The following is a 20303-nucleotide window of genomic DNA, read 5'->3' as shown; positions in this document are numbered from 1 at the left end:
GTGAAACGATGCATCGCCGATGGTAGTGTGGGGTTTCCCCATGTGAGAGTAGGTCATCGTCAAGATTAAATTCCGAAACCCCATTTGCGAAAGCAGATGGGGTTTTGTTTTTTGCGCGCGGAAAAGCTGTTAAACGCCGGTCCAAAAAAAACCACCCGTGGGGTGGTTTTCATTTTTTAACGCTGATCAGTCACCGCGATACACGCACCCGCTGGTGCATGTCTCGTGAATCCGTATGGCGGACAGCTCTGGCAGCAGCGGCTTCAACTCCTTCCAGATCCACTTCACCAACACTTCACTGGTCGGATTTTCCAGACCGGGGATGTCGTTGAGGTAGTTGTGGTCCAGACGCTCGTACAGAGGCTTGAATATCATCTTGATCTCGGAGAAATCGCGAATCCATCCGGTATGGGGATCGGGTTCGCCTTGCAGGTAGATCGCTATACGAAATGAGTGACCGTGCAGGCGTCCGCACTTGTGGCCGTCTGGCACGTGAGGGAGCCGGTGAGCTGACTCGAACGTAAATTCTTTAAAAATTTCCACGGTGATATGAGCCTTGAGAAGTGGCGATCGCCAGAGCGATAAATGCAAGCGGCGAGTTTATCAGTAATGGTTTCGCGAGTGACAGGCGGAACCTGACCAGATGGTTAAGCCAAGGGCTGCAGGCGTTGAATGAGACGGCCTGTGTCGACGAGCTCCAGGAACTCGTCCCCCAGTCGCCTGCTGCTTTCCATTGCGGTCCGCCAATACCGCTGACGATCCGCATCCCTCCCGACGAACCGCTTGAAGTCGCTTCGATCAGGCAGCTTGCCATAGGGCAGCGTAGCCAGATACTCCTTTGAGGGCGCAAGCAGTACGACGTCTTGAAGCCGAGTCTGGTCGCCTCTGCGCCATGGCAGTGCCTTGTCAAACCAGCCTGGAATGATTTTGTCGGTAAAGTGCGGATAAAGCACGATATCGCTTCCGCTGTATGGGAGATCCAGATGGTAGTCGAGCAGGCCGCCGTCGCGGAACATCCCTGCGCCGACACCGGGGATCTCTGCAACGCCCTCCATAACCATGGGAATGGAGCCTGACGCCAGCAATGCCTGGCGCAGGTTGAGCGTATTCAGTGGCAAGCAATGAGACGGAAAGTCAGTCATTGGCAGAAGGGGAGGGGCGAGGCGCGGGTCGTGCATGACCAGCCGCTCGAAATGCCGCGACAGGCGCGCGCGCCCGAGCAGGTTATCTGCGATCACGGCTCCCAGTCCCAGGCTCAACCCAGCACGATGACCTCGGGCAAGCAAGCCACGGCTTCTGACGATCATCACGTTGAGCCGGTAATGGGCGTTCGTCAGGACGTGTGCATCATCCGCCTGCAAAAGCGCGTCGAGCATCGTCATACAGCTGCGGGTGACTTGAGCCATGGTCACGCCTTTGGCGAAACTCTGCTCGTTGTACAGTCGCCCAAGTCGCTGGATCCCTGCAACCGGGTCCGGCAAGCATGCGCTTGCAAAGCGCCAGGAACCGATGGAGGCGCCAATCAACGAACGCTCCCGCTGAGCCCGGGGCAGCCATTCGCCGAACAGCGCCAGATCCAGCCCCTGAATCCCCAGTGCTTTCGGACCACCCGCCGCGCCAGGGATGATGCCGACGTCTATCGGCGACAGCCCTTGCTCGCTGATCCGCGTCAACGCGCGCCTGCCGGCCTTGATAGTCAATGCCGGGTATTTGATGTGAATGTTGCTCATGGCCCCTCCGGGGTCTGACAGGGGAGAATCATATCGTGGATCTCGCTTACATCCGCTGGCGGCTCGCCAGGTAGTGGCACGTAGCCAGATGAATTCAGCTTCAATTAAGTTCGCCCGGTTATCGTTGGCTCCGTAAACAACCAGACCACTACGGAGATCCACCATGAAATTCCTGACTGCTTTTATCGCTGCGACTGCACTCACCCTTACAGCCGGTTATGTCCAGGCCCGGGATCTGGGTCCAGATGAGGCGCTGAAACTGCGCGATGCAGGTACTATTCAATCCTTTGAAAAGCTCAACGCCGTCGCCTTGGCGAAGCATCCGAAATCCACCATCACTGACACCGAGCTGGAACAGGAATATGGCAAGTATGTTTACCAGATCGAACTGCGCGATGCGCAAGGTGTGGAGTGGGACGTTGAAGTCGACGCCGTCAGCGGGCAGATCCTCAAAGACCATCAGGACGCCTGATGATCTCCAGTAAGCGTCCCGCCAAGCGTTTCGTTTACTGTCTGGTGGCCGCGTGTGCGGTCACCCCGAGCCTGGCGTGTCTGGCTCGGGATCTGAATCAGGACGAGGTGCTTGAGCTGCGCAGGAAAGGCGTGATTCTGCCACTTGAGCAGTTTATTAATCAGGCACTGGGACGTTACCCCGGCTCCAAGCTGCTTGAAGCCGAACTTGAGGAGAAACACGGCGTGTTGGTGTATGAGATCGAGCTTCTCACTGCGGATCATGTGGTGCGCGAACTGAAATTCGATGCCGGTGACAGCCGCCTGTTGCAAGACAAGGAAGACGATTGATGCGTTTGTTATTGGTTGAGGACCACGTTCCCCTGGCGGACGAGCTCATCAGTACGCTTGGCCGGCAGGGTTACGCGATCGACTGGCTGACTGACGGCCGCGATGCGGTTCATCAAGGAGCTACCGAGCCTTACGACCTGATCGTGCTTGATCTCGGTCTGCCAGGCGTTCCGGGACTAGAGGTCCTGCAGAAATGGCGGTCCGGCGGGCTGTCCACCCCCGTACTCATTCTGACGGCGCGGGCCTCGTGGGCCGAACGTATCGAAGGACTCAAGGCTGGCGCCGACGACTATCTGACCAAACCCTTTCATCCCGAAGAGTTGCAGCTGCGCATTCAGGCGCTGCTTCGCCGTGTCCGTGGTCTGGCCAATCAGCCGAAACTTGAAGCCGCCGGCCTGCACCTGGACGAAGGGCGCCAGTGCGTCAGTCGCGGGGAAGAGGACATCCAGCTGACGGCGGCGGAGTTTCGCCTGCTGCGTTACTTCATGCTGCACCCCGGGCAGATTCTGTCCAAAAGTCATCTGGCCGAGCATCTTTATGACGGGGAGAACGAGCGGGACTCGAACGTGATCGAGGTCCACGTCAATCATTTGCGCCGCAAGCTTGGGCGGGCCGTGGTCGAGACACGACGCGGGCAAGGCTATCGTTTTGCCGGGACGGGCGAGTGAGGTCGATACAGCGCCGCTTGAGCCTGGGCCTGATCAGCGTGCTGCTGATTGTGGGGCTGGTCCTGGCGCAGATCAGCCTGTGGTTGTTTGAAGTCGGCTTGCAGCGTTATCTCGAGTCTGGCCTGCGCAATGAAAGCGAGCTGCTGCTGGTGGCACTGGTTCGCGGCCCTGACGGCCTGCAGCTCGATGAGCATCGGCTGTCGCCCGGCTATCAACGGCCCTATTCAGGCCATTATTTCCGGATTGATTTCGACCAGGGTCATTGGCGGTCGCGTTCGCTGTGGGATCTGGAGTTGCCGCATCCGGGCAAGCCCGGTCTGCACGCTGATCTCGCGCTTGAGAAGACCGATCAATCGCTGTTGCTGCTGCACACCGATTACCGCAAGTTCGGGCAAACCATCTCCATCACCGTCGCTCAGGACTACACCCCGGTGCGAGACAGTTTCGCACTGGTCCAGCGCATCGGTCTCGGGTTGGGGCTGATGGCCCTGATATTGATTCTGGTGTTGCAGCGCGTCACGGTTCGCCGCGCATTGCGCCCGCTGGAAAGGGCCAGAGAACAGATTTTCCAGCTGCAACAAGGGCAGCGCTCGCAACTTGATGAGCGAGTGCCGGTGGAACTTGAACCGCTGGTCGCGCAGATCAATCATCTGCTGGCCCACACCGAGGACAGTCTCAAGCGCTCCCGCAATGCCCTTGGCAATATGGGCCACGCGCTGAAAACGCCGCTGGCCGTGCTGATGAGCCTGGCCGAAGGCGACAGGCTGGCAGGTCATCCGCATGTGCGCGATACCCTGCGCGATCAGCTGCAGCACATTCAGCAGCGTCTGGAGCGTGAGCTCAATCGCGCGCGTTTGTCAGGCGATGCGTTGCCGGGTGCGCGGTTTGATTGTGCTGCGGAGATACCCGGGCTGTTCTCCACATTGCGGATGATTCATGGCGAGCATCTGGAGCTGAGCAGTGAGATCGCTGCGGATTTGTTCCTGCCATGGGATCGGGAGGACATCCTCGAGTTGTTGGGCAATGTGATGGACAACGCCTGCAAGTGGGCCGACAGCCAGGTCAGGCTGACCATTGCCAAAGGCGCTGATGGCTACTGTCTTTTGATCGACGACGATGGTCCGGGCATCCCCTCGCAGCATCGCGATGAAGTGATCGGCCGTGGCAATCGTCTGGACGAGCAAGTGACCGGCCACGGTCTGGGCCTCGGCATCGTCAAGGATATCGTCGAGGCGTGGGGCGGGCGCATTCAGTTGCTGGACAGCCCCATGGGCGGGCTGCAAGTGCGCATTGATCTGCCCGAGCGACTCAGCCCGCAACTGCCCGGGAGCGAAAGCGCGCCTCATTCCTAGTGACCTCAACTTTTTGTGCGCCGGGCCGTTAACCGTAAAGGAACCCCAACGGCTCAACGCACAAAAACAAAGGGTCATGACTGCCATGCGGCTAAATCTCAAAGCCAAAGTACTTTCGCTTGCCGTGCTTCCGGTGTTGGTGTTCGCACTGATCATCAGCGTCAGCACCGTCATCATGCTGCGTGAGCAGGGCAAGCGCGACGTCGAAGAAACCCGCCAGCACCTGCTCGCTGAGGCCAAAGCCACGTTGCAAAGTTACGTGGCCGTTGCGCTGGGCACCATCAAACCGCTTTATGACGCGTCGGCCCCGGGTGACATGGAAGCGCGGGCGAAGGTCATCAAGATGCTCTCCCAGGTCACCTACGCCAAGGACGGGTATTTCTTCGGCTACGACTCTCAGGCGGTGCGGCTGTTTAAGGGCAATAGCCCGGACGGCATCGGCAAGAGCTTCAAGGATGCCCGCGATCCAAAAGGCGTTTTCGTGAATGCCGGTCTCGTTGACGTGGCGAAAGCGGGTACTCATTACCTTGAATATTCCTCCGCGCTGCCCGGTTCGAGCGAGCTGGTTCCCAAACTGGGTTACACCGAATACCTGCCGAAATGGGACATGGCCTTCGGGTCATCGATCAATCTGGACAACATCGATGCCAAGGTCCAGGAGCTGCAGAAGAATGTCGCCGAGCGCCGGCAGAACATGCTGGTCAGCATCATTGGCATCACTCTGCTGGTATTGGTGATTATCGCAGCGGTGGGTTTCTGGATCGCGGGCGGTATTCTGCGGCCGCTGCGCCTGATGAAAGCCAACCTCGATGACATCGCCGCCGGTGAGGGTGATCTCACTCAGCGGCTGGCGGTGACCTCCCAGGACGAACTCGGCGAGCTGGCCGGGTCGTTCAACCGCTTTGTGGACAAGATTCATGGGCTGGTCCGGCAGATCGCCGAAATGACCGCACAACTGACCGGGCTGGTGGGTGAAGTGACCGACCAGGCGCAACGTTCCGAGCAGGCAATGGAGCGTCAGCGTCACGAAACCGATCAGGTCGCCACGGCGATCAATCAGATGTCGGCCGCTGCGCAGGAAGTCGCGAAGAGCGCTCAAGGTGCTTCGGTTGCGGCGCAGCAAACCGATGCCGAAGGTCAGGCCGCCAAGCGAGTGGTCGACGGCAGCATCCAGCAGATTCACGCGCTAGTGAACGACATCCGCGACAGCGGTACTTCACTGGACAGCCTGCAGAATGACGTGTCGTCGATCGCCGGCGTGCTCGGAGTGATTCGTTCCATCGCCGATCAAACCAACCTGCTGGCGCTCAACGCTGCCATTGAAGCTGCACGTGCCGGCGAAGCGGGCCGCGGGTTCGCAGTGGTGGCGGATGAGGTGCGTGCGCTGGCCAGCCGTACGCAGCAAAGCACTCAGGAAATCCAGGGCATGATCGAACGCTTGCAACAGGGCACACAGGGCGCGGTGCAGGCGATGCGACGCTCGAGCGAGGCGGGCGACGGGACCTCCGCCCGCGCCAATGAAGCCGGCGCGTCGCTGGATACGATCGGTCAACTGATCGGCACGATCAACGCCATGAACGCGCAGATTGCCAGCGCCGCCGAAGAGCAGACGGCCGTGGCGGAAGAGATCAATCGCAGCGTCCACCAGATCGCCGTGGCGGTCGAAAGCGTGGCCGATGAAACCCGCCACGGCGCCTCCACGTCGCGCAACCTCACAGAACTGAATCAGCGTCTCGGCCAGTTGGTCCGGCAGTTCAGAATCTAGACCGGGGTGGCGGGCCTCGCTCGGGGCTCGCTGTCCGCACCTCCTCCATTGACCTTGCACTTCAGCCGCGGCACTCCTGTGGCGATTGACGGACTAAGCATCAGACCGTGTGCTTGGCGCGGTGTAATGACATGGAAGAAACATGAACGAAACCGCGCTACAAAACAAAACCCTGCTGCTGTTATTGATACTGGTGACCATCGCGTTCATCTGGATCCTGCTGCCGTTCTACGGCGCGGTGTTCTGGGCGGTGATCCTCGGGATTATCTTTGCGCCGCTGCAACGCCGTCTGCTGGCCCGCTTCGGTTGGCAGCGCAACCTGACCTCTCTGTGCACGCTGACGATTTGTCTGCTGATCGCGATTCTGCCGGTGATCGTCATCGCGGCGTTGATGGTTCAGGAGGGGGCGACGCTTTACAAGAATGTGGAAAGTGGTCAGCTCGACATCGCCAAGTACCTGGCTGAATTCAAAGTCTTGCTGCCGCCCTATGTGCAGCACTGGCTTGATCGCCTGGGCATGGGAGATTTCAACGGGTTGCGCGACAAGATCGCCAAAAGCGCGATGCAGGGCAGCAACTACCTGGCCACGCAGGCATTCAGCTTTGGGCAGGGTACCTTCGATTTCGTCGTCAGCTTTTTCATCATGCTGTACTTGCTGTTCTTCTTCCTGCGCGATGGGCAGGACCTCACCCGCAAGATCCGCATCGCGATTCCGCTGGCCGAGCCGCAGAAGCGCCGCTTGCAGTTGAAGTTCACCCGTGTGGTTCGCGCGACGGTGAAGGGCAATATTGTGGTGGCGGTCACGCAGGGCGCGTTGGGCGGGTTTATTTTCTGGGCACTGGATATCCCGAGCGCGTTGCTGTGGGCGGTGATGATGGCGTTTCTGTCGTTGCTGCCGGCGGTGGGGGCGGGGATTGTCTGGGCGCCGGTTGCGCTGTACTTCCTGCTCAGCGGGATGATCTGGCAGGGCGTGGTGTTGGGGCTGTTCGGGGTGTTTGTTATCGGGCTGGTGGATAACGTGTTGCGTCCGATCCTGGTGGGCAAGGATACGCGGATGCCCGATTACCTGATTCTGATTTCGACGCTGGGCGGGATGGCGGTGTTCGGGTTGAACGGGTTTGTGATCGGGCCGATGGTGGCGGCGTTGTTTATGTCGACGTGGGCGTTGTTTACCGGCGACAAGAAAACCGTTCGATTGCCGGGCTAGCGCGTGTTCCTAAGATCAAGAGCGTCTGCCTAAGGGCAGACGTTTCGCCTTCGGCGAGTTACTTGATAAAGCCCCAAGTAACCAAGGGCTTGTGCTCCTGGTTTGGCCCTTCCTTCGTCAGGGTTCCTTCACTCCGGTCTCGCTCCGTGGGCCCGCTGCCATCCGCCATCCATGGCGGGGGGCAGCTCTCGCCGCATCCATGCGGCTCGGCCCACGGAGCGAGACCTACGTTCAGCCTGCACCCAAGTCGCGATTGGCGTCGTCTGGATTTCCTGCGCATGAAGATCAAGATCAAAAGCTTCCCGGCTAAAGCCGGTCCTACTGAGCCTCGCATTCCGCCAGTAGGACCGGCTTTAGCCGGGAAGCCGTTGATCGGCATTTGATTTGCTTTTGATCTTCATACGCAAAAAGCCAAGTCACCGCCAATCGCGACTTTGGTGCGGGCTGAACGCAGGTTTTGCGCAGTGGGCCGAGCCGCATGGATGCGGCGAGAGCGCCGTCAGGACATGGATGTCCGTTCGGCGCGGGCCCGCGGAGCAAGACCGGAGTGAGGGTATTCCGACGGAGGAGGAACCCAACCAGGAGCAGGCACCCTTGGTTACTTGGGGTGCTTTTCCAAGTAACTCGCCGGAGGCGAAATGTCTGCCATTAGGCAGACGCTCTTGATCTTGGGAGCTACCCATAAGTAACTCGCCGGAGGCGAAACGATCTGCCGTTAGGCAGATGCTCTTGATCCTGAAGTGTGCCGAAGTACTAAATCAAAGCCATAAAAAAACCCTGCTCGAAGGCAGGGTTTTTTGTGCATCACTCAACCATCACAAACCCGCATGGCCCACCAGGGTCAGCAGCGGTTGCGGATAAACGCCCAGGAAGAACGCCAGCAGCGTAATCCCCAACAGCATCACGCCACCTGCACGCTGCGCCCAGTTGAACGGAGCGTCGTGGCGCTGGATCTTCGAGTCTTGCAGGTACAACGTCACCATCACACGCAGGTAATAGAACACGCCAATGGCGCTGCCCACGACCAGGGAACCGGTCAGCCACCACAGGTGCGCTTCGACGCCGGTTGCGATGATGTAGAACTTGCCGATGAAGCCCGTCGTCAGCGGGATACCCGCCAGGGACAGCATCATCACGGTCAGCACGGCCGTAAGGTACGGACGACGCCAGAAAAGGCCGCGGTATTCGAACATCGCGTCGGCATCGCGGCCGCTGTAAGGCGACGACATCAGCGTGACCACGCCGAACGCGCCCAGGCTGGTCAGCACGTAGGTGACCAGATAGACGTTGATCGCCTCGACCGCCATGCCCTTGCTCGCCACCATCGCGATCATCAGGTAACCGAAGTGCGCGATAGACGAATAACCCAGCAGACGCTTGAGGTTGTTCTGCGTCAGCGCCAGCAGGTTACCGACCAGGATCGACGCCACGGCGATGACCGACATCACGTCCGTCAGCACGCCGCTGGTGGCTGCCGGAGATATCTGGAACAGACGAACCAGCACGCCGAACACCGCGACCTTACTGGCCGTAGCGAGGAAAGCCGCTACCGGGGCAGGGGCGCCTTCGTATACGTCCGGTGTCCACAAGTGGAACGGCACCAGCGACAGCTTGAAGCCCAGACCCACCAGCATCATGCCCAGACCCAGGCTTGCGATCGGGCTTGGCATGCCGGTGGCGGCGATGGCCTTGCCGATTTCGCTGAAACCCAGGCTGCCGGATTCGGCATACAGCAGCGCCATACCGAACAGCAGGAACGCCGAGCCGGCTGCCGACAGCACCATGTACTTGATGCCACCTTCCAGCGAACGCTTGTTGAAGAAGGCGTAAGCCACCAGACCGTAGACCGGCACCGACAGCAACTCCAGACCGATAAACAGGCTCGCCAGGTGTTGCGCGGCGACCAGCACCAGCCCGCCGGCCGCTGCCATGAGGATCAGCAGGTAAAGCTCTTCGCGGTTGCCCGGGTAACCTGCCTTGCCTTCACCCAGGTAGGCGTGGGCCAGGGTGACGCAGGCCAGCGTGGACACCAGGATGATGCCCATGTAGAGGCAGGCGAAGCTGTCGATTTGCAGCAAAGGCGTGACCACCAGCGGCGCGACTTTCAGCGCCGGGTAGATGGACAGCAAAGCCAGGTTGAGTCCCGCTACCGTCAGCAGGAATGATTGCGAGTGACTGCGACGCCATGCGATGCCCAGCATCACCACCACAACGGTGATGCTGGTAATCAGCAGCGGCGCCAGCGCAATAAAGTGTTGAATCGTCAGGTCCATAGCGCTCTTACCGGGCCGAAGCGAGTTGAGTGAAGGCGGTGCCGAGCCATTGCTGCACGCCATGCATGGTCGCCGAGGATGTGTCAAGGATCGGTTGCGGGTACACGCCCAGCACAATCAACAACACCGCCAGACCCAGCACCATGATCAATTCCCGACCGTCCATGCCCTTGTAGACCGCGTCGGACTTGGCCGGGCCGAAGTAGGCGCGGTGGATCATGATCAGCGAGTAGACAGAACCGAACACCAGGCCGGAAGTCGCGATGGCGGTGATCCATGGGGCGCTGACAAAGCTGCCGATCAGGATCAGGAATTCACCGACGAAGTTACCGGTGCCTGGCAGGCCCAGCGACGCAGCGGCGAAGAACAGGCTGATGGCCGGCAGGTACGCGATCTTGCTCCACAGGCCACCCATTTCGCGCATGTCGCGGGTGTGCAGACGCTCGTACAACTGACCGCTGAGGATAAACAGCGCGGCAGCCGACAGACCGTGAGCGAGCATCTGAACGACGACGCCTTGCAGCGCCTGCTGGCTACCGGAGTAGATGCCGATCAGCACGAAGCCCATGTGCGAAACGCTGGAAAACGCGATCAGGCGCTTGATGTCGGTCTGGGCGAAGGCGAGGAAAGCACCGTAGAAGATACCGATCAGGCCCAGCACCATGGCGATCGGCGCGAACTCGGCCGACGCATTTGGGAACAGCGGCAGCGCAAAACGCAGCAGACCATACGCAGCGGTCTTCAGCAGGATGCCTGCCAGGTCCACGGAACCTGCGGTCGGCGCCTGGGCGTGAGCGTCAGGCAACCAGGAGTGCAGCGGCACGATTGGCAGCTTCACCGCGAAAGCGATGAAGAAGCCCAGCATCAGGATGTATTCGGTGCCGTGGGACAGCTTGGTTTTCAGCAGGTCCGCGTAGCCGAAGGTGATCACGCCGGTCTGGTTGAAGTGCACCAAGACCAGACCCAGGATCGCCACCAACATGATCAGGCCGCTGGCCTGAGTGAAGATGAAGAACTTGGTCGCTGCGTAGATCCGCGTCTTCTTGCCGTCCGCCGAGCTGTGACCCCAGAGCGCGATGAGGAAGTACATCGGCACCAGCATCATTTCCCAGAAGAAGAAGAACATGAACAGGTCGATGGCGAGGAACACGCCGACGACACCGCCCAGGATCCACATCAGGTTCAGGTGGAAGAAGCCGACGTTACGTTGAATCTCTTTCCACGAGCAGAGTACCGAGAGGATACCCAGCAGGCCGGTCAGCAGAATCATCAGCAGGGACAGGCCATCGAGGGCCAGGTGCACGCTGATGCCGAAGCGCTGGATCCACTGGAGCTTGAATTCAAGGGCCCAGGTCGGATCGGCGCCCGGAACTGGAGCGTAGGTAAACGTACCGGTGCTCCAGACCCACAGGCCCAGAATCGTCTCGAGAGACATGGTCAACAGCGCAATCCAGCGCGGCAGGGTAGGGCCGAAGCGCTCACCTTGCCAGCACAGCAGGCCGCCGATGAAGGGGATCAGGATTAGCCAGGGCAGAATCATGACGGGCTCAATTCCTTTCGCAAAGTCGCAAGGTTCATGTCAGTTCGACTCATCAGACCAGCACAATCGCGCCGAGTACCAGTACGGCACCTGCGGCGATCGAAGCGGCGTACCAACGGAGCTGACCGGTTTCGGTGCGGGTCATCAAGCCGTTGCCAGCTTTGACCAGACGCGGAATCAGGCCGATTGTGTGGTCAAGCGGGTCGCCACGCAGCAGGCGGCTGATTGCCAGGTAAGGTTTGACGAACAGCACGTCATACACCCAGTCGAAGCCCCAGGCCGCAAACCACCATGCAGACAGGAAACGACCCGGACCGCTGTTGGCGATGGCCGTGGCCAGACGACGCTTGCCGAGGAACAGCACCGCCGCCAGCAGGATACCGGCCAGAGCGATGGCGCCCGAGGCGATTTCCAGGCTGTGCTTGGCTTCGCCACCCGCATGACCCGCGCTTTCCGGCAGCACGCCGGCCAGTGGCGGATGAATCCAGGCGCCAATGAACGTCGACAGCACGATCAGCACACCCAGCGGCAACCAGTGGGAAATCCCGTGGCCGGCGTGGGCTTCGGTCTTCGCTTCGCCGTGGAAGGCGATGAAGATCAGGCGGAAGGTGTACAGCGAGGTCATGAACGCACCGACCAGACCGGCATAAAGCAGGTACTGATGACCGCTGGCGAACGCTTCCCAGAGGATTTCGTCCTTGGAGTAGAAACCCGCAGTGACCAGTGGCAAGGCCGACAACGCCGCGCCGCCGACGATGAAGCTGGCGTAGGCCAGTGGCAGCTTCTTCCACAGGCCGCCCATCTTGAAGATGTTCTGCTCGTGATGGCAGGCAACGATCACCGCGCCGGACGCGAGGAACAGCAGCGCCTTGAAGAAGGCGTGGGTCATCAGGTGGAAAATCGCGCCGTCCCATGCACCCACGCCCAGCGCCAGGAACATGTAGCCGATCTGGCTCATGGTCGAGTAGGCGAGGATACGTTTGATGTCGGTCTGCACCAGTGCCGCGAAACCTGCCAGTACGAGGGTCACGCCGCCGACAATGCCGACCAGATGCAGGATGTCCGGAGCGAGGATGAACAGGCCGTGGGTCCGCGCGATCAGGTAAACGCCCGCGGTCACCATGGTGGCGGCGTGGATCAGTGCCGACACCGGAGTAGGACCGGCCATCGCATCCGCCAGCCAGGTTTGCAGCGGCAGTTGCGCGGATTTACCGACAGCACCGCCCAGCAGCATCAGCGTGGCCAGGACGATCCAGAAATCACCAACCTTGAAGTGCTGAGGCGCACGAACCAGCAGTTCCTGAATGTTCAGCGTGCCCAGCTGCTGGAACAGGATGAACAGGCCGATGGCCATGAACACGTCGCCGATGCGGGTCACGATGAAGGCTTTCAGTGCTGCGTTGCCGTTGTTGCGGTTGCTGTAATAGAAACCGATCAACAGGTACGAGCACAGGCCCACGCCTTCCCAACCGAAGTAGATGAACAGCAGGTTGTCGCCCAGGATCAGGAACAACATGCTGGCAATGAACAGGTTAGTGTAGGCGAAGAAGCGCGAATAGCCGTCTTCACCGCGCATGTACCACGAGGCGAACAGGTGAATCAGGAAGCCAACGCCGACCACCACACCGAGCATGGTAATGGACAGGCCATCGACATACAGGGCGAAGTTGGGCTCGAAGCCGTCTACCGACATCCAGCGCCACAGCACCATGGTCAGGTGACCGCCTTCGGGTGGTGAGACGTTGAACTGGAAGATCACATACGCGGCCACGATGGCCGACAGGCCAATGGAGCCCACGCCGATCAGGGCTGAGAGGTTTTCCGACCATTTGCCGCGCGAGAACGACAGCAGCAGGAAACCGATCAGGGGGAATACGAAAGTCAGAAAGAGTAGGTTCATCCGCGCATCTCGCTGGCAGCGTCGATATCGAGCGTGTGGAAGCGGCGATACAGTTGCAGCAGGATCGCCAGGCCAATGCTGGCCTCGGCTGCGGCAAGGCTGATCACCAGAATGAACATGATCTGGCCGTCAGGCTGTGCCCAACGGCTGCCCGCGACCACAAAGGCCAGCGCGGCTGCGTTCATCATGATTTCCAGGCTCATCAACACGAACAGAATGTTGCGGCGTACCAACAGGCCCGCCAGGCCGAGGCAGAACAGGATGCCGGCGACCGCCAGACCATGTTCCAGAGGGATTGCTGAGTTCATGGCTTTACTCCTTCGCCTCGTTGCGGCCGACATGGAACGCCGTCACGGCTGCCGCAAGCAGCAGCATCGAGGCGAGTTCGACAACCAGCAGGTAAGGGCCAAACAGGCTGATGCCGACGGCTTTGGCGTCCACCGTGGTGTGACCGATGGAAGCGCCGGTGGAGTTGGCAAACAGCACGTAAATCAACTCCGCCAGGAGCAGGCCGCCCAGCAGAATCGGGCCGAGCCAGATGCCGGGTTTGAGCCAGGCGCGTTCTTGTTGAACCGAGGCCGGGCCCAGGTTCAGCATCATCACCACGAAGACGAACAGCACCATGATGGCGCCCGCGTAAGCGATGACTTCCAGGGCACCGGCAAACGGTGCACCGAGACTGAAGAACGTCATGGCCACGGCGATCAGCGAAATGATCAGGTAGAGCAGGGCGTGCACCGGGTTTGTGTTGGTGATCACCCGAAGGGTGGCCACCACAGCGATGCCGGATGCGAAATAGAAAGCGAATTCCATCTTTCTTCCTTAAGGCAGCAAGCTCTTGACGTTGATGGGCTGGGCTTCGTTCTGTGCATCGCCTTTCGGCTTGCCGGCGATGGCCATCCCCGCAACGCGGTAGAAGTTGTAATCAGGGTTCTTGCCGGGGCCGGAGATCAGCAGATCTTCCTTCTCGTACACCAGATCCTGACGTTTGAACTCGGCCATCTCGAAATCCGGTGTCAGCTGGATCGCGGTGGTCGGGCAAGCTTCCTCACACATGCCGCAGAAGATGCAACGCGAGAAATTGATGCGGAAGAACTCCGGATACCAACGACCGTCGTCGGTCTCGGCCTTCTGCAGCGAGATGCAACCCACCGGGCACGCCACGGCGCACAGGTTGCACGCCACGCAGCGCTCTTCGCCGTCGGGGTCGCGGGTCAGGACGATGCGGCCACGGTAGCGCGGCGGCAGATAGACCTGCTCTTCCGGATATTGCAGGGTGTCACGCTTACGGAAGCCATGGCCGAAGACCATGATCAGGCTGCGCAGCTGGGTACCCGTACCCTTAACGATGTCGCCAATATATTTGAACATGGGTCAAATCCTCACTGAGCCGCCAGGACGACCGCAGCGGTCACCAGCAAATTGATCAGGGTCAGTGGCAAGCAGAACTTCCAGCTGAAATCCATCACCTGGTCATAACGCGGACGAGGGATCGAAGCACGCAACAGGATGAACAGCATGATGAAGAACGCGGTTTTCAGGGCAAACCACATGAACGACAGTTGCGGCAGGATATCGAACGGGCCATGCCAGCCACCGAAGAACAGGGTCACCAGCAGCGCCGAGATCAGGATGATGCCGATGTACTCACCGACGAAGAACATGCCCCATTTCATGCCGGCGTATTCAATGTGGTAACCGTCGGCCAGTTCCTGTTCCGCTTCCGGCTGGTCGAACGGGTGACGGTGAGTCACGGCGACGCCAGCGATGAAGAAGGTACAGAAGCCGAAGAACTGCGGAATGATGAACCACAGGTGATCGGCCTGGTACTTGACGATGTCGCCCATGTTGAACGAACCAACCTGCACCACGATGCCCATCAGTGACAGGCCGAGGAACACTTCGTACGACACGGTCTGCGCCGAGGCACGCAAGCTGCCCAGCAGGGCGTACTTGTTGTTCGATGACCAACCGGCGAACAGCACCGCATAGACCGACAGACCGGCCATGGCGAAGAAGAACAGCAGACCGATGTTCAGGTCGGCGACTACCCAGGTCTGGGTCACCGGGATGACCGAGAACGCGATCAACAGCGCGCTCATGGCCACCACCGGCGCCAGGGTGAAGATCACCCGGTCGACGAAGGGCGGGTTCCAGTCCTCTTTAAAGAACATCTTCAGCATGTCGGCGGCGATCTGGAACATGCCGAACGGACCGACGCGGTTCGGACCGTAACGGTCCTGCCACCAGCCCAGCAGACGACGTTCGACGAAGCTGAGCAGCGCGCCGCAGACCACCACGGCGAGCAGCACCACGATGGCCTTGACGACGGCGATGATCGAGTCGATCACTTCAGGGGTGAACCAGGTCATTGAGCGGCCTCCTGCAGTGCGTCGACGGTTTTGCCGAACAACGCCGGAGGAATGCCCGCCAGACCGGACGGCAATGCCACCAGGCCTGCGCCCAGTTCTTCACTGATGCGCAGCGGCAGACGCAGTGTCTGTCCGGCAACACTCAGGCTCAGCAGTGCGCCGTCGTTGACGCCCAGACGGTCCGCTTCGGACTTGGCCAGCGCCACATATGCCTGAGGAATGCGCTCTTGAACCGGCCCGGCTTTGGAGGAAGTCTCCTCGCTGCCGAACAGGTGATAGAACGGCACGACCTGCCAGGTTCCTTGTGCAGGGGAGAAGGCACGCGGGACATTGGCGAACCAGCCCAGCTTGTCGCCGCTGCTTTCGATCAGGCGCACGCCCGGATCGCCGGCACGCAGGTGACCACCGACTTCGTCCTGGAACTTGTTCCACGCCTGTGGCGAGTTCCAGCCCGGCGACCAGGCGAACGGCACCTGGGAGCGGGGTTCGGCAGAGCCCGAGTAACCTTCCATCGAGAACGCGAACGCAGTGTCTTTGTCCTGCGGCGTACGCGGTTCGTGGACGCTGATATTGGCGCGCATGGCGGTCCGGCCGCTGTAACGAAGCGGCTCGCGAGCCAGTTTCAGGCCCTTGATGCGGAACGCAGCAGACGGCGCAGCACCGACGATGCCGGCCAGTTGCGGATTGCTGGCGGCGCAGGCGGCAGTGACGTGGTCGAGCTGAGTCCAGTCAACCGGCTGATTCAACAGGGTAGCGCGCAGGGCATGCAGCCAGCGCCAGCCTTCGTGAACCAGAATGCTTGCGTCCAGGTAAGTTGGATCAAAGACCTGGAAGAAGCGCTGGGCGCGGCCTTCCTGGCTGACCAGCGTACCGTCGCCTTCGGCAAAGCTTGCAGCCGGCAGCACCAGGTGCGCGCGGTCGGTGGTCGCGGTCTTCTGGTGATCGGCAACGATGACCACTTTGGCGGCCTTCAATGCAGCGTCGACCGTTGCCGCGTCCACGCGGGTAAACAGGTCGTTTTCCAGCACGACGATGGCGTCGGCCTGACCGGAAATCACGGCTTGCAGCGCAGCGTCGACCGAGTCGCCACCGAACAGGGTCAGGCCCATGCTGTTGGCTTCCGGCACGATCAGGCTCAGCGAACCCTGCTTGTCGCGCAGCTTCAAGGCTTTGGCGATGTTCGCCGCGGCTTCGATCAGCGCGTTCGAACCCAGCGAGGCGCCGGAGACGATCAGTGGGCGCTTGGCGTCAAGCAACGCGGTGGCAATGCGCTCGGCCAGTTCCAGCGCTTCGCTGTCCAGGCCAACAACGGCCGGAGCGCTCGGGTCGATGGCGTGGGCCACCGCGAAACCGATGCGCGCCAGGTCGTCAGGCGCCGCGTGCACGCACTCTTCGGCGATGTCGTCGAGGCGGGTGTCGGTGAGGCTGGCGATGAACAGAGGGTTCAACTCGTGCTGACCGATGTTCTTCACCGCAGCGTCAAGCCATGGCTGGACTTTCATCGCAGCGGCCATGTCTTCGGCTTTGTTCTTCACCGACTGACGCAAGCCGAGGGCCATGCGCGCAGCGGTCTGGGTGACGTCTTCGCCAAGGATGAACACGGCGTCGTGCTCTTCGACTTCACGCAGGGTCGGGATCGGCAGCGGGCTGTCTTTCAGCACTTCGGCGATCAGGCGCAGACGCTCCAGCTCCCCGGCTTCGATGCCCGAGTAGAAATGCTCGGCGCCGACCAGTTCGCGCAGGGCGAAGTTGCTTTCCAGGCTGGCGCGGGGCGAACCGATGCCGACGATGTTGCGCCCGCGCAGCAGGTCAGCCGCTTTATCCAGCGCAGCGTCCAGGCCCAGCTTGATGCCTTCGGCCAGCGGCTGGCGCGGACGGTCCGTGCGGTTGACGTAGCCATAACCGAAACGGCCACGGTCGCAGAGGAAATACTGGTTCACCGAACCGTTGTAGCGGTTTTCGATACGGCGGATTTCGCCATAACGTTCGCCCGGGCTGATGTTGCAGCCGCTTGAGCAGCCGTGGCAGATGCTCGGCGAGAACTGCATGTCCCATTTCCGGTTGTAGCGCTCGGAGTGGGTCTTGTCGGTGAATACACCGGTCGGGCAGACCTCGGTGAGGTTGCCGGAGAATTCGCTTTCCAGGGTGCCGTCTTCAACGCGACCGAAGTACACGTTGTCGTGGGCGCCAAACACGCCGAGGTCAGTACCGCCGGCGTAGTCCTTATAGAAGCGCACGCAGCGATAGCAGGCGATGCAGCGGTTCATCTCGTGTGCGATGAACGGCCCCAGTTCCTGGTTCTGGTGAGTACGCTTGGTGAAGCGATAGCGGCGCTCGTTGTGGCCGGTCATCACCGTCATGTCCTGCAAATGACAGTGACCGCCTTCCTCGCAGACCGGGCAGTCGTGCGGGTGGTTGGTCATCAGCCATTCGACGACGCTGGCGCGAAACGCCTTGGATTCGTCGTCTTCGATGGAGATCCAGGTGTTGTCAGTGGCGGGCGTCATGCAGGACATGACGATACGACCACGGGTGTCGTTCTCGTCGGTGTACTGCTTGACCGCGCACTGGCGACAGGCGCCAACACTGCCAAGTGCCGGATGCCAGCAGAAATAAGGGATGTCGAGGCCCAGCGACAGACATGCCTGTAACAGGTTGTCTGCGCCATCGACTTCGAGCGCTTTGCCGTCTACGTGGATAGTGGCCATGGTTCAAAGTTCTTCGTTGGCCCGGTGTCAGCGGGCGTGGCTAATGGAATCTCGGTGCCATCCGACTCAAACAGCCTCGCGGCGTCGTCGGATGCAGGGAAGGCGGCCTTGTGAGCCGCCGACCGTTTATTGTGTTATGCGCCGACCATGGTCGGACTGATGACCTGATTGAGGTCGCCCGCACGTGTCGGTGCGATGCCTGCCTCGAATTCCGGCCGGAAGTACTTGATCGCGCTGCCCAGAGGTTCCACGGCGCCCGGTGCGTGGGCGCAGAAGGTTTTGCCTGGGCCGAGGAAGTTAACCAACCCCAGCAGCGTCTCGATATCGCCCGGTTGACCCTGGCCGTTCTCGAGGGCGCGCAGCATCTTCACGCTCCACGGCAAGCCATCGCGGCATGGCGTGCAGAACCCGCACGACTCCTGGGCGAAGAACTCTTCCATGTTGCGCAGCAGCGACACCATGTTGACCTTGTCGTCCACCGCCATCGCCAGACCGGTACCCATCCGGGTGCCGACCTTGGCCACGCCGCCGGCGTAGAACTGGCAGTCGAGGTGTTCCGGCAACAGGAAGCCGGTACCGGCGCCGCCGGGCTGCCAGCACTTGAGCTTGAAGCCGTCGCGCATGCCGCCGGCGTAGTCTTCGAACAGCTCGCGGGCAGGCAGGCCGAATGGCAATTCCCACAGGCCGGGGTTCTTCACCTTGCCGGAGAAACCCATCAGTTTGGTGCCGTGGTCTTCGCTGCCTTCGCGGGCGAGGGACTTGTACCAGTCGTTGCCGTTGTTGACGATGGCCGGGACGTTGCACAGCGTCTCGACGTTGTTCACGCAGGTCGGCTTGCCCCATACGCCAACGGCGGCAGGGAAGGGTGGCTTGGAACGCGGGTTGGCGCGACGGCCTTCGAGGGAGTTGATCAGTGCGGTTTCTTCGCCGCAGATGTAACGCCCTGCGCCGGTGTGCACGATCAGCTCGAAATCAAAACCGCTGCCGAGGATGTTCTTGCCCAGCAGGCCGGCCGCTTCGGCTTCTTTTACCGCACGGCGCAGGTGCACGGCCGCAGTGGTGTACTCGCCGCGCAGGAAGATGTAACCGCGGTAGGCCTTCAGCGCGCGTGCACTGATCAGCATGCCCTCGATCAGCAGATGGGGCTGTTGCTCCATCAGCATGCGGTCCTTCCAGGTGTTCGGCTCCATTTCATCGGCGTTACACAGCAGGTAACGGATGTTCATGGATTCGTCTTTGGGCATCAGCCCCCACTTCACGCCCGTGGGGAAGCCTGCGCCGCCGCGACCCTTGAGGCCGGAGTCTTTGACGGCCTGAACGATTTCGTCAGGCGACAGCGTGGCGAACGCTTTGCGCGCCGCGGCGTAACCGTCTTTCTTCTGATATTCGTCGAGCCACACCGGCTCGCCGTCATCGCGCAGACGCCAGGTCAGCGGATGGGTTTCCGGAGCGCGGGTGATGAGGTTGGCGGGGCCGAAGGAAGTGATGGTCATACGTAACCCTCCAGCAGCGGGGCGACGCCCGCAGGCTGTAGATTGCCGAAAGTGTCGTCGTCGATCATGACCGCCGGCGCCTTGTCGCAGTTGCCCAGGCAGCAGGCCGGCAACAGCGTGAAGCGGCCGTCGGCGGTGGTCTGACCCAGGCCGATGCCCAGCTTGCTCTGAATCTCGCTGACGATGTCTTCATGACCGGCGATGAAACAGACCATGCTGTTGCAGACGCGAATGATGTGGCGGCCTACCGGCTGACGGAAGATCTGGCTATAGAACGTCGCCACGCCTTCAACGTCGCTGGCAGGGATGCCCAGCACTTCGCCGATTGCGTAGATGGCGCCGTCCGGCACCCAGCCGCGTTCCTTCTGAACAATCTTCAGGGCTTCGATGGACGCCGCGCGCGGGTCCTCGTAGTGATGCATTTCGTGCTCGATGGCCGAGCGCTCGGATTCGCTCAGGGCGAAACGGTCTGTCTGGATAAGCGTGCTGTTCAT

At 60.8% G+C, this 20303-nt stretch carries 18 protein-coding genes; 6 read left to right on the top strand and 12 right to left on the bottom strand.

Translation table 11 applies throughout. The features are described 5' to 3' along the window. Positions 1-186: 186 nt before the first annotated feature. Entirely contained in the window at positions 187-543 is a 357-nt protein-coding gene (gene queD, locus ABEH28_RS25275; protein WP_282370113.1) for a 6-carboxytetrahydropterin synthase QueD, read from the bottom strand. Positions 544-647: 104 nt separating this feature from the next. Then, positions 648-1730 (bottom strand): patatin-like phospholipase family protein, encoded by a 1083-nt coding sequence (locus tag ABEH28_RS25270; RefSeq protein ID WP_346631395.1) that lies wholly within the window; start codon positions 1728-1730, stop codon positions 648-650. Between the two features lie 163 nt (positions 1731-1893). Between ABEH28_RS25270 and ABEH28_RS25265 the strand changes: the two genes are divergently transcribed. The 6 genes from ABEH28_RS25265 (at position 1894) to ABEH28_RS25240 (ending at position 7523) form a co-directional block, all read left to right on the top strand. After that, the gene (locus ABEH28_RS25265) at positions 1894-2202 is read left to right on the top strand and encodes a PepSY domain-containing protein (RefSeq protein WP_192174855.1); all 309 of its coding nucleotides are present in this window, start codon (positions 1894-1896) and stop codon (positions 2200-2202) included. Then, a complete protein-coding gene (locus tag ABEH28_RS25260) occupies positions 2202-2531 on the top strand; it encodes a PepSY domain-containing protein (protein ID WP_346631394.1) in 330 nt (109 codons plus the stop codon). Before ABEH28_RS25265 ends, ABEH28_RS25260 begins: the two co-directional genes overlap by 1 nt. Next, positions 2531-3199: a response regulator transcription factor gene (locus ABEH28_RS25255; RefSeq protein ID WP_272635029.1), complete on the top strand. Its 669-nt coding sequence runs from the start codon at positions 2531-2533 to the stop codon at positions 3197-3199. The genes ABEH28_RS25260 and ABEH28_RS25255 overlap by 1 nt, the downstream gene beginning before the upstream one ends. Next, positions 3196-4551, top strand: coding sequence for an ATP-binding protein (locus ABEH28_RS25250; protein ID WP_346631393.1), 1356 nt, complete (start codon positions 3196-3198; stop codon positions 4549-4551). Before ABEH28_RS25255 ends, ABEH28_RS25250 begins: the two co-directional genes overlap by 4 nt. 85 nt (positions 4552-4636) lie before the next feature. Then, positions 4637-6316, top strand: coding sequence for a methyl-accepting chemotaxis protein (locus ABEH28_RS25245; protein WP_346631392.1), 1680 nt, complete (start codon positions 4637-4639; stop codon positions 6314-6316). Positions 6317-6458: 142 nt separating this feature from the next. After that, positions 6459-7523 (top strand): AI-2E family transporter, encoded by a 1065-nt coding sequence (locus tag ABEH28_RS25240; protein WP_192174850.1) that lies wholly within the window; start codon positions 6459-6461, stop codon positions 7521-7523. A gap of 815 nt (positions 7524-8338) precedes the next feature. Here ABEH28_RS25240 and nuoN read toward each other — a convergent pair. The 10 genes from nuoN to nuoE form a co-directional block, all read right to left on the bottom strand. Beyond that, positions 8339-9796, bottom strand: coding sequence for an NADH-quinone oxidoreductase subunit NuoN (nuoN, locus tag ABEH28_RS25235; RefSeq protein ID WP_192174849.1), 1458 nt, complete (start codon positions 9794-9796; stop codon positions 8339-8341). A 7-nt stretch (positions 9797-9803) separates the two neighbouring features. Further along, positions 9804-11336: an NADH-quinone oxidoreductase subunit M gene (nuoM, locus tag ABEH28_RS25230; protein ID WP_346631391.1), complete on the bottom strand. Its 1533-nt coding sequence runs from the start codon at positions 11334-11336 to the stop codon at positions 9804-9806. Positions 11337-11388: 52 nt separating this feature from the next. Beyond that, positions 11389-13236: an NADH-quinone oxidoreductase subunit L gene (gene nuoL, locus ABEH28_RS25225; RefSeq protein WP_172611451.1), complete on the bottom strand. Its 1848-nt coding sequence runs from the start codon at positions 13234-13236 to the stop codon at positions 11389-11391. Then, positions 13233-13544, bottom strand: a complete 312-nt coding sequence (gene nuoK / locus ABEH28_RS25220) for an NADH-quinone oxidoreductase subunit NuoK (protein WP_065989117.1) — start codon at positions 13542-13544, stop codon at positions 13233-13235. Before nuoK ends, nuoL begins: the two co-directional genes overlap by 4 nt. Positions 13545-13548: 4 nt before the next feature. After that, positions 13549-14049, bottom strand: a complete 501-nt coding sequence (gene nuoJ, locus ABEH28_RS25215; protein WP_037008804.1) for an NADH-quinone oxidoreductase subunit J — start codon at positions 14047-14049, stop codon at positions 13549-13551. 9 nt (positions 14050-14058) lie between these two features. Next, positions 14059-14607 (bottom strand): NADH-quinone oxidoreductase subunit NuoI, encoded by a 549-nt coding sequence (nuoI, locus tag ABEH28_RS25210; RefSeq protein WP_037008808.1) that lies wholly within the window; start codon positions 14605-14607, stop codon positions 14059-14061. Between the two features lie 11 nt (positions 14608-14618). Continuing rightward, entirely contained in the window at positions 14619-15608 is a 990-nt protein-coding gene (nuoH, locus tag ABEH28_RS25205; protein ID WP_037008811.1) for an NADH-quinone oxidoreductase subunit NuoH, read from the bottom strand. Further along, on the bottom strand, positions 15605-18316 hold the full coding sequence (gene nuoG / locus ABEH28_RS25200) for an NADH-quinone oxidoreductase subunit NuoG (protein WP_346631390.1): 2712 nt from the start codon (positions 18314-18316) through the stop codon (positions 15605-15607). Before nuoG ends, nuoH begins: the two co-directional genes overlap by 4 nt. Positions 18317-18450: 134 nt before the next feature. Further along, the gene (gene nuoF, locus ABEH28_RS25195; protein ID WP_192174847.1) at positions 18451-19809 is read right to left on the bottom strand and encodes an NADH-quinone oxidoreductase subunit NuoF; all 1359 of its coding nucleotides are present in this window, start codon (positions 19807-19809) and stop codon (positions 18451-18453) included. Next, the gene (gene nuoE, locus ABEH28_RS25190) at positions 19806-20303 is read right to left on the bottom strand and encodes an NADH-quinone oxidoreductase subunit NuoE (RefSeq protein ID WP_065989124.1); all 498 of its coding nucleotides are present in this window, start codon (positions 20301-20303) and stop codon (positions 19806-19808) included. The genes nuoF and nuoE overlap by 4 nt, the downstream gene beginning before the upstream one ends.

This window comes from Pseudomonas sp. Ps21-P2, from assembly GCF_039672565.1.
GTDB lineage: Bacteria > Pseudomonadota > Gammaproteobacteria > Pseudomonadales > Pseudomonadaceae > Aquipseudomonas.
This window is presented reverse-complemented; position numbering and strand designations above follow the sequence as displayed.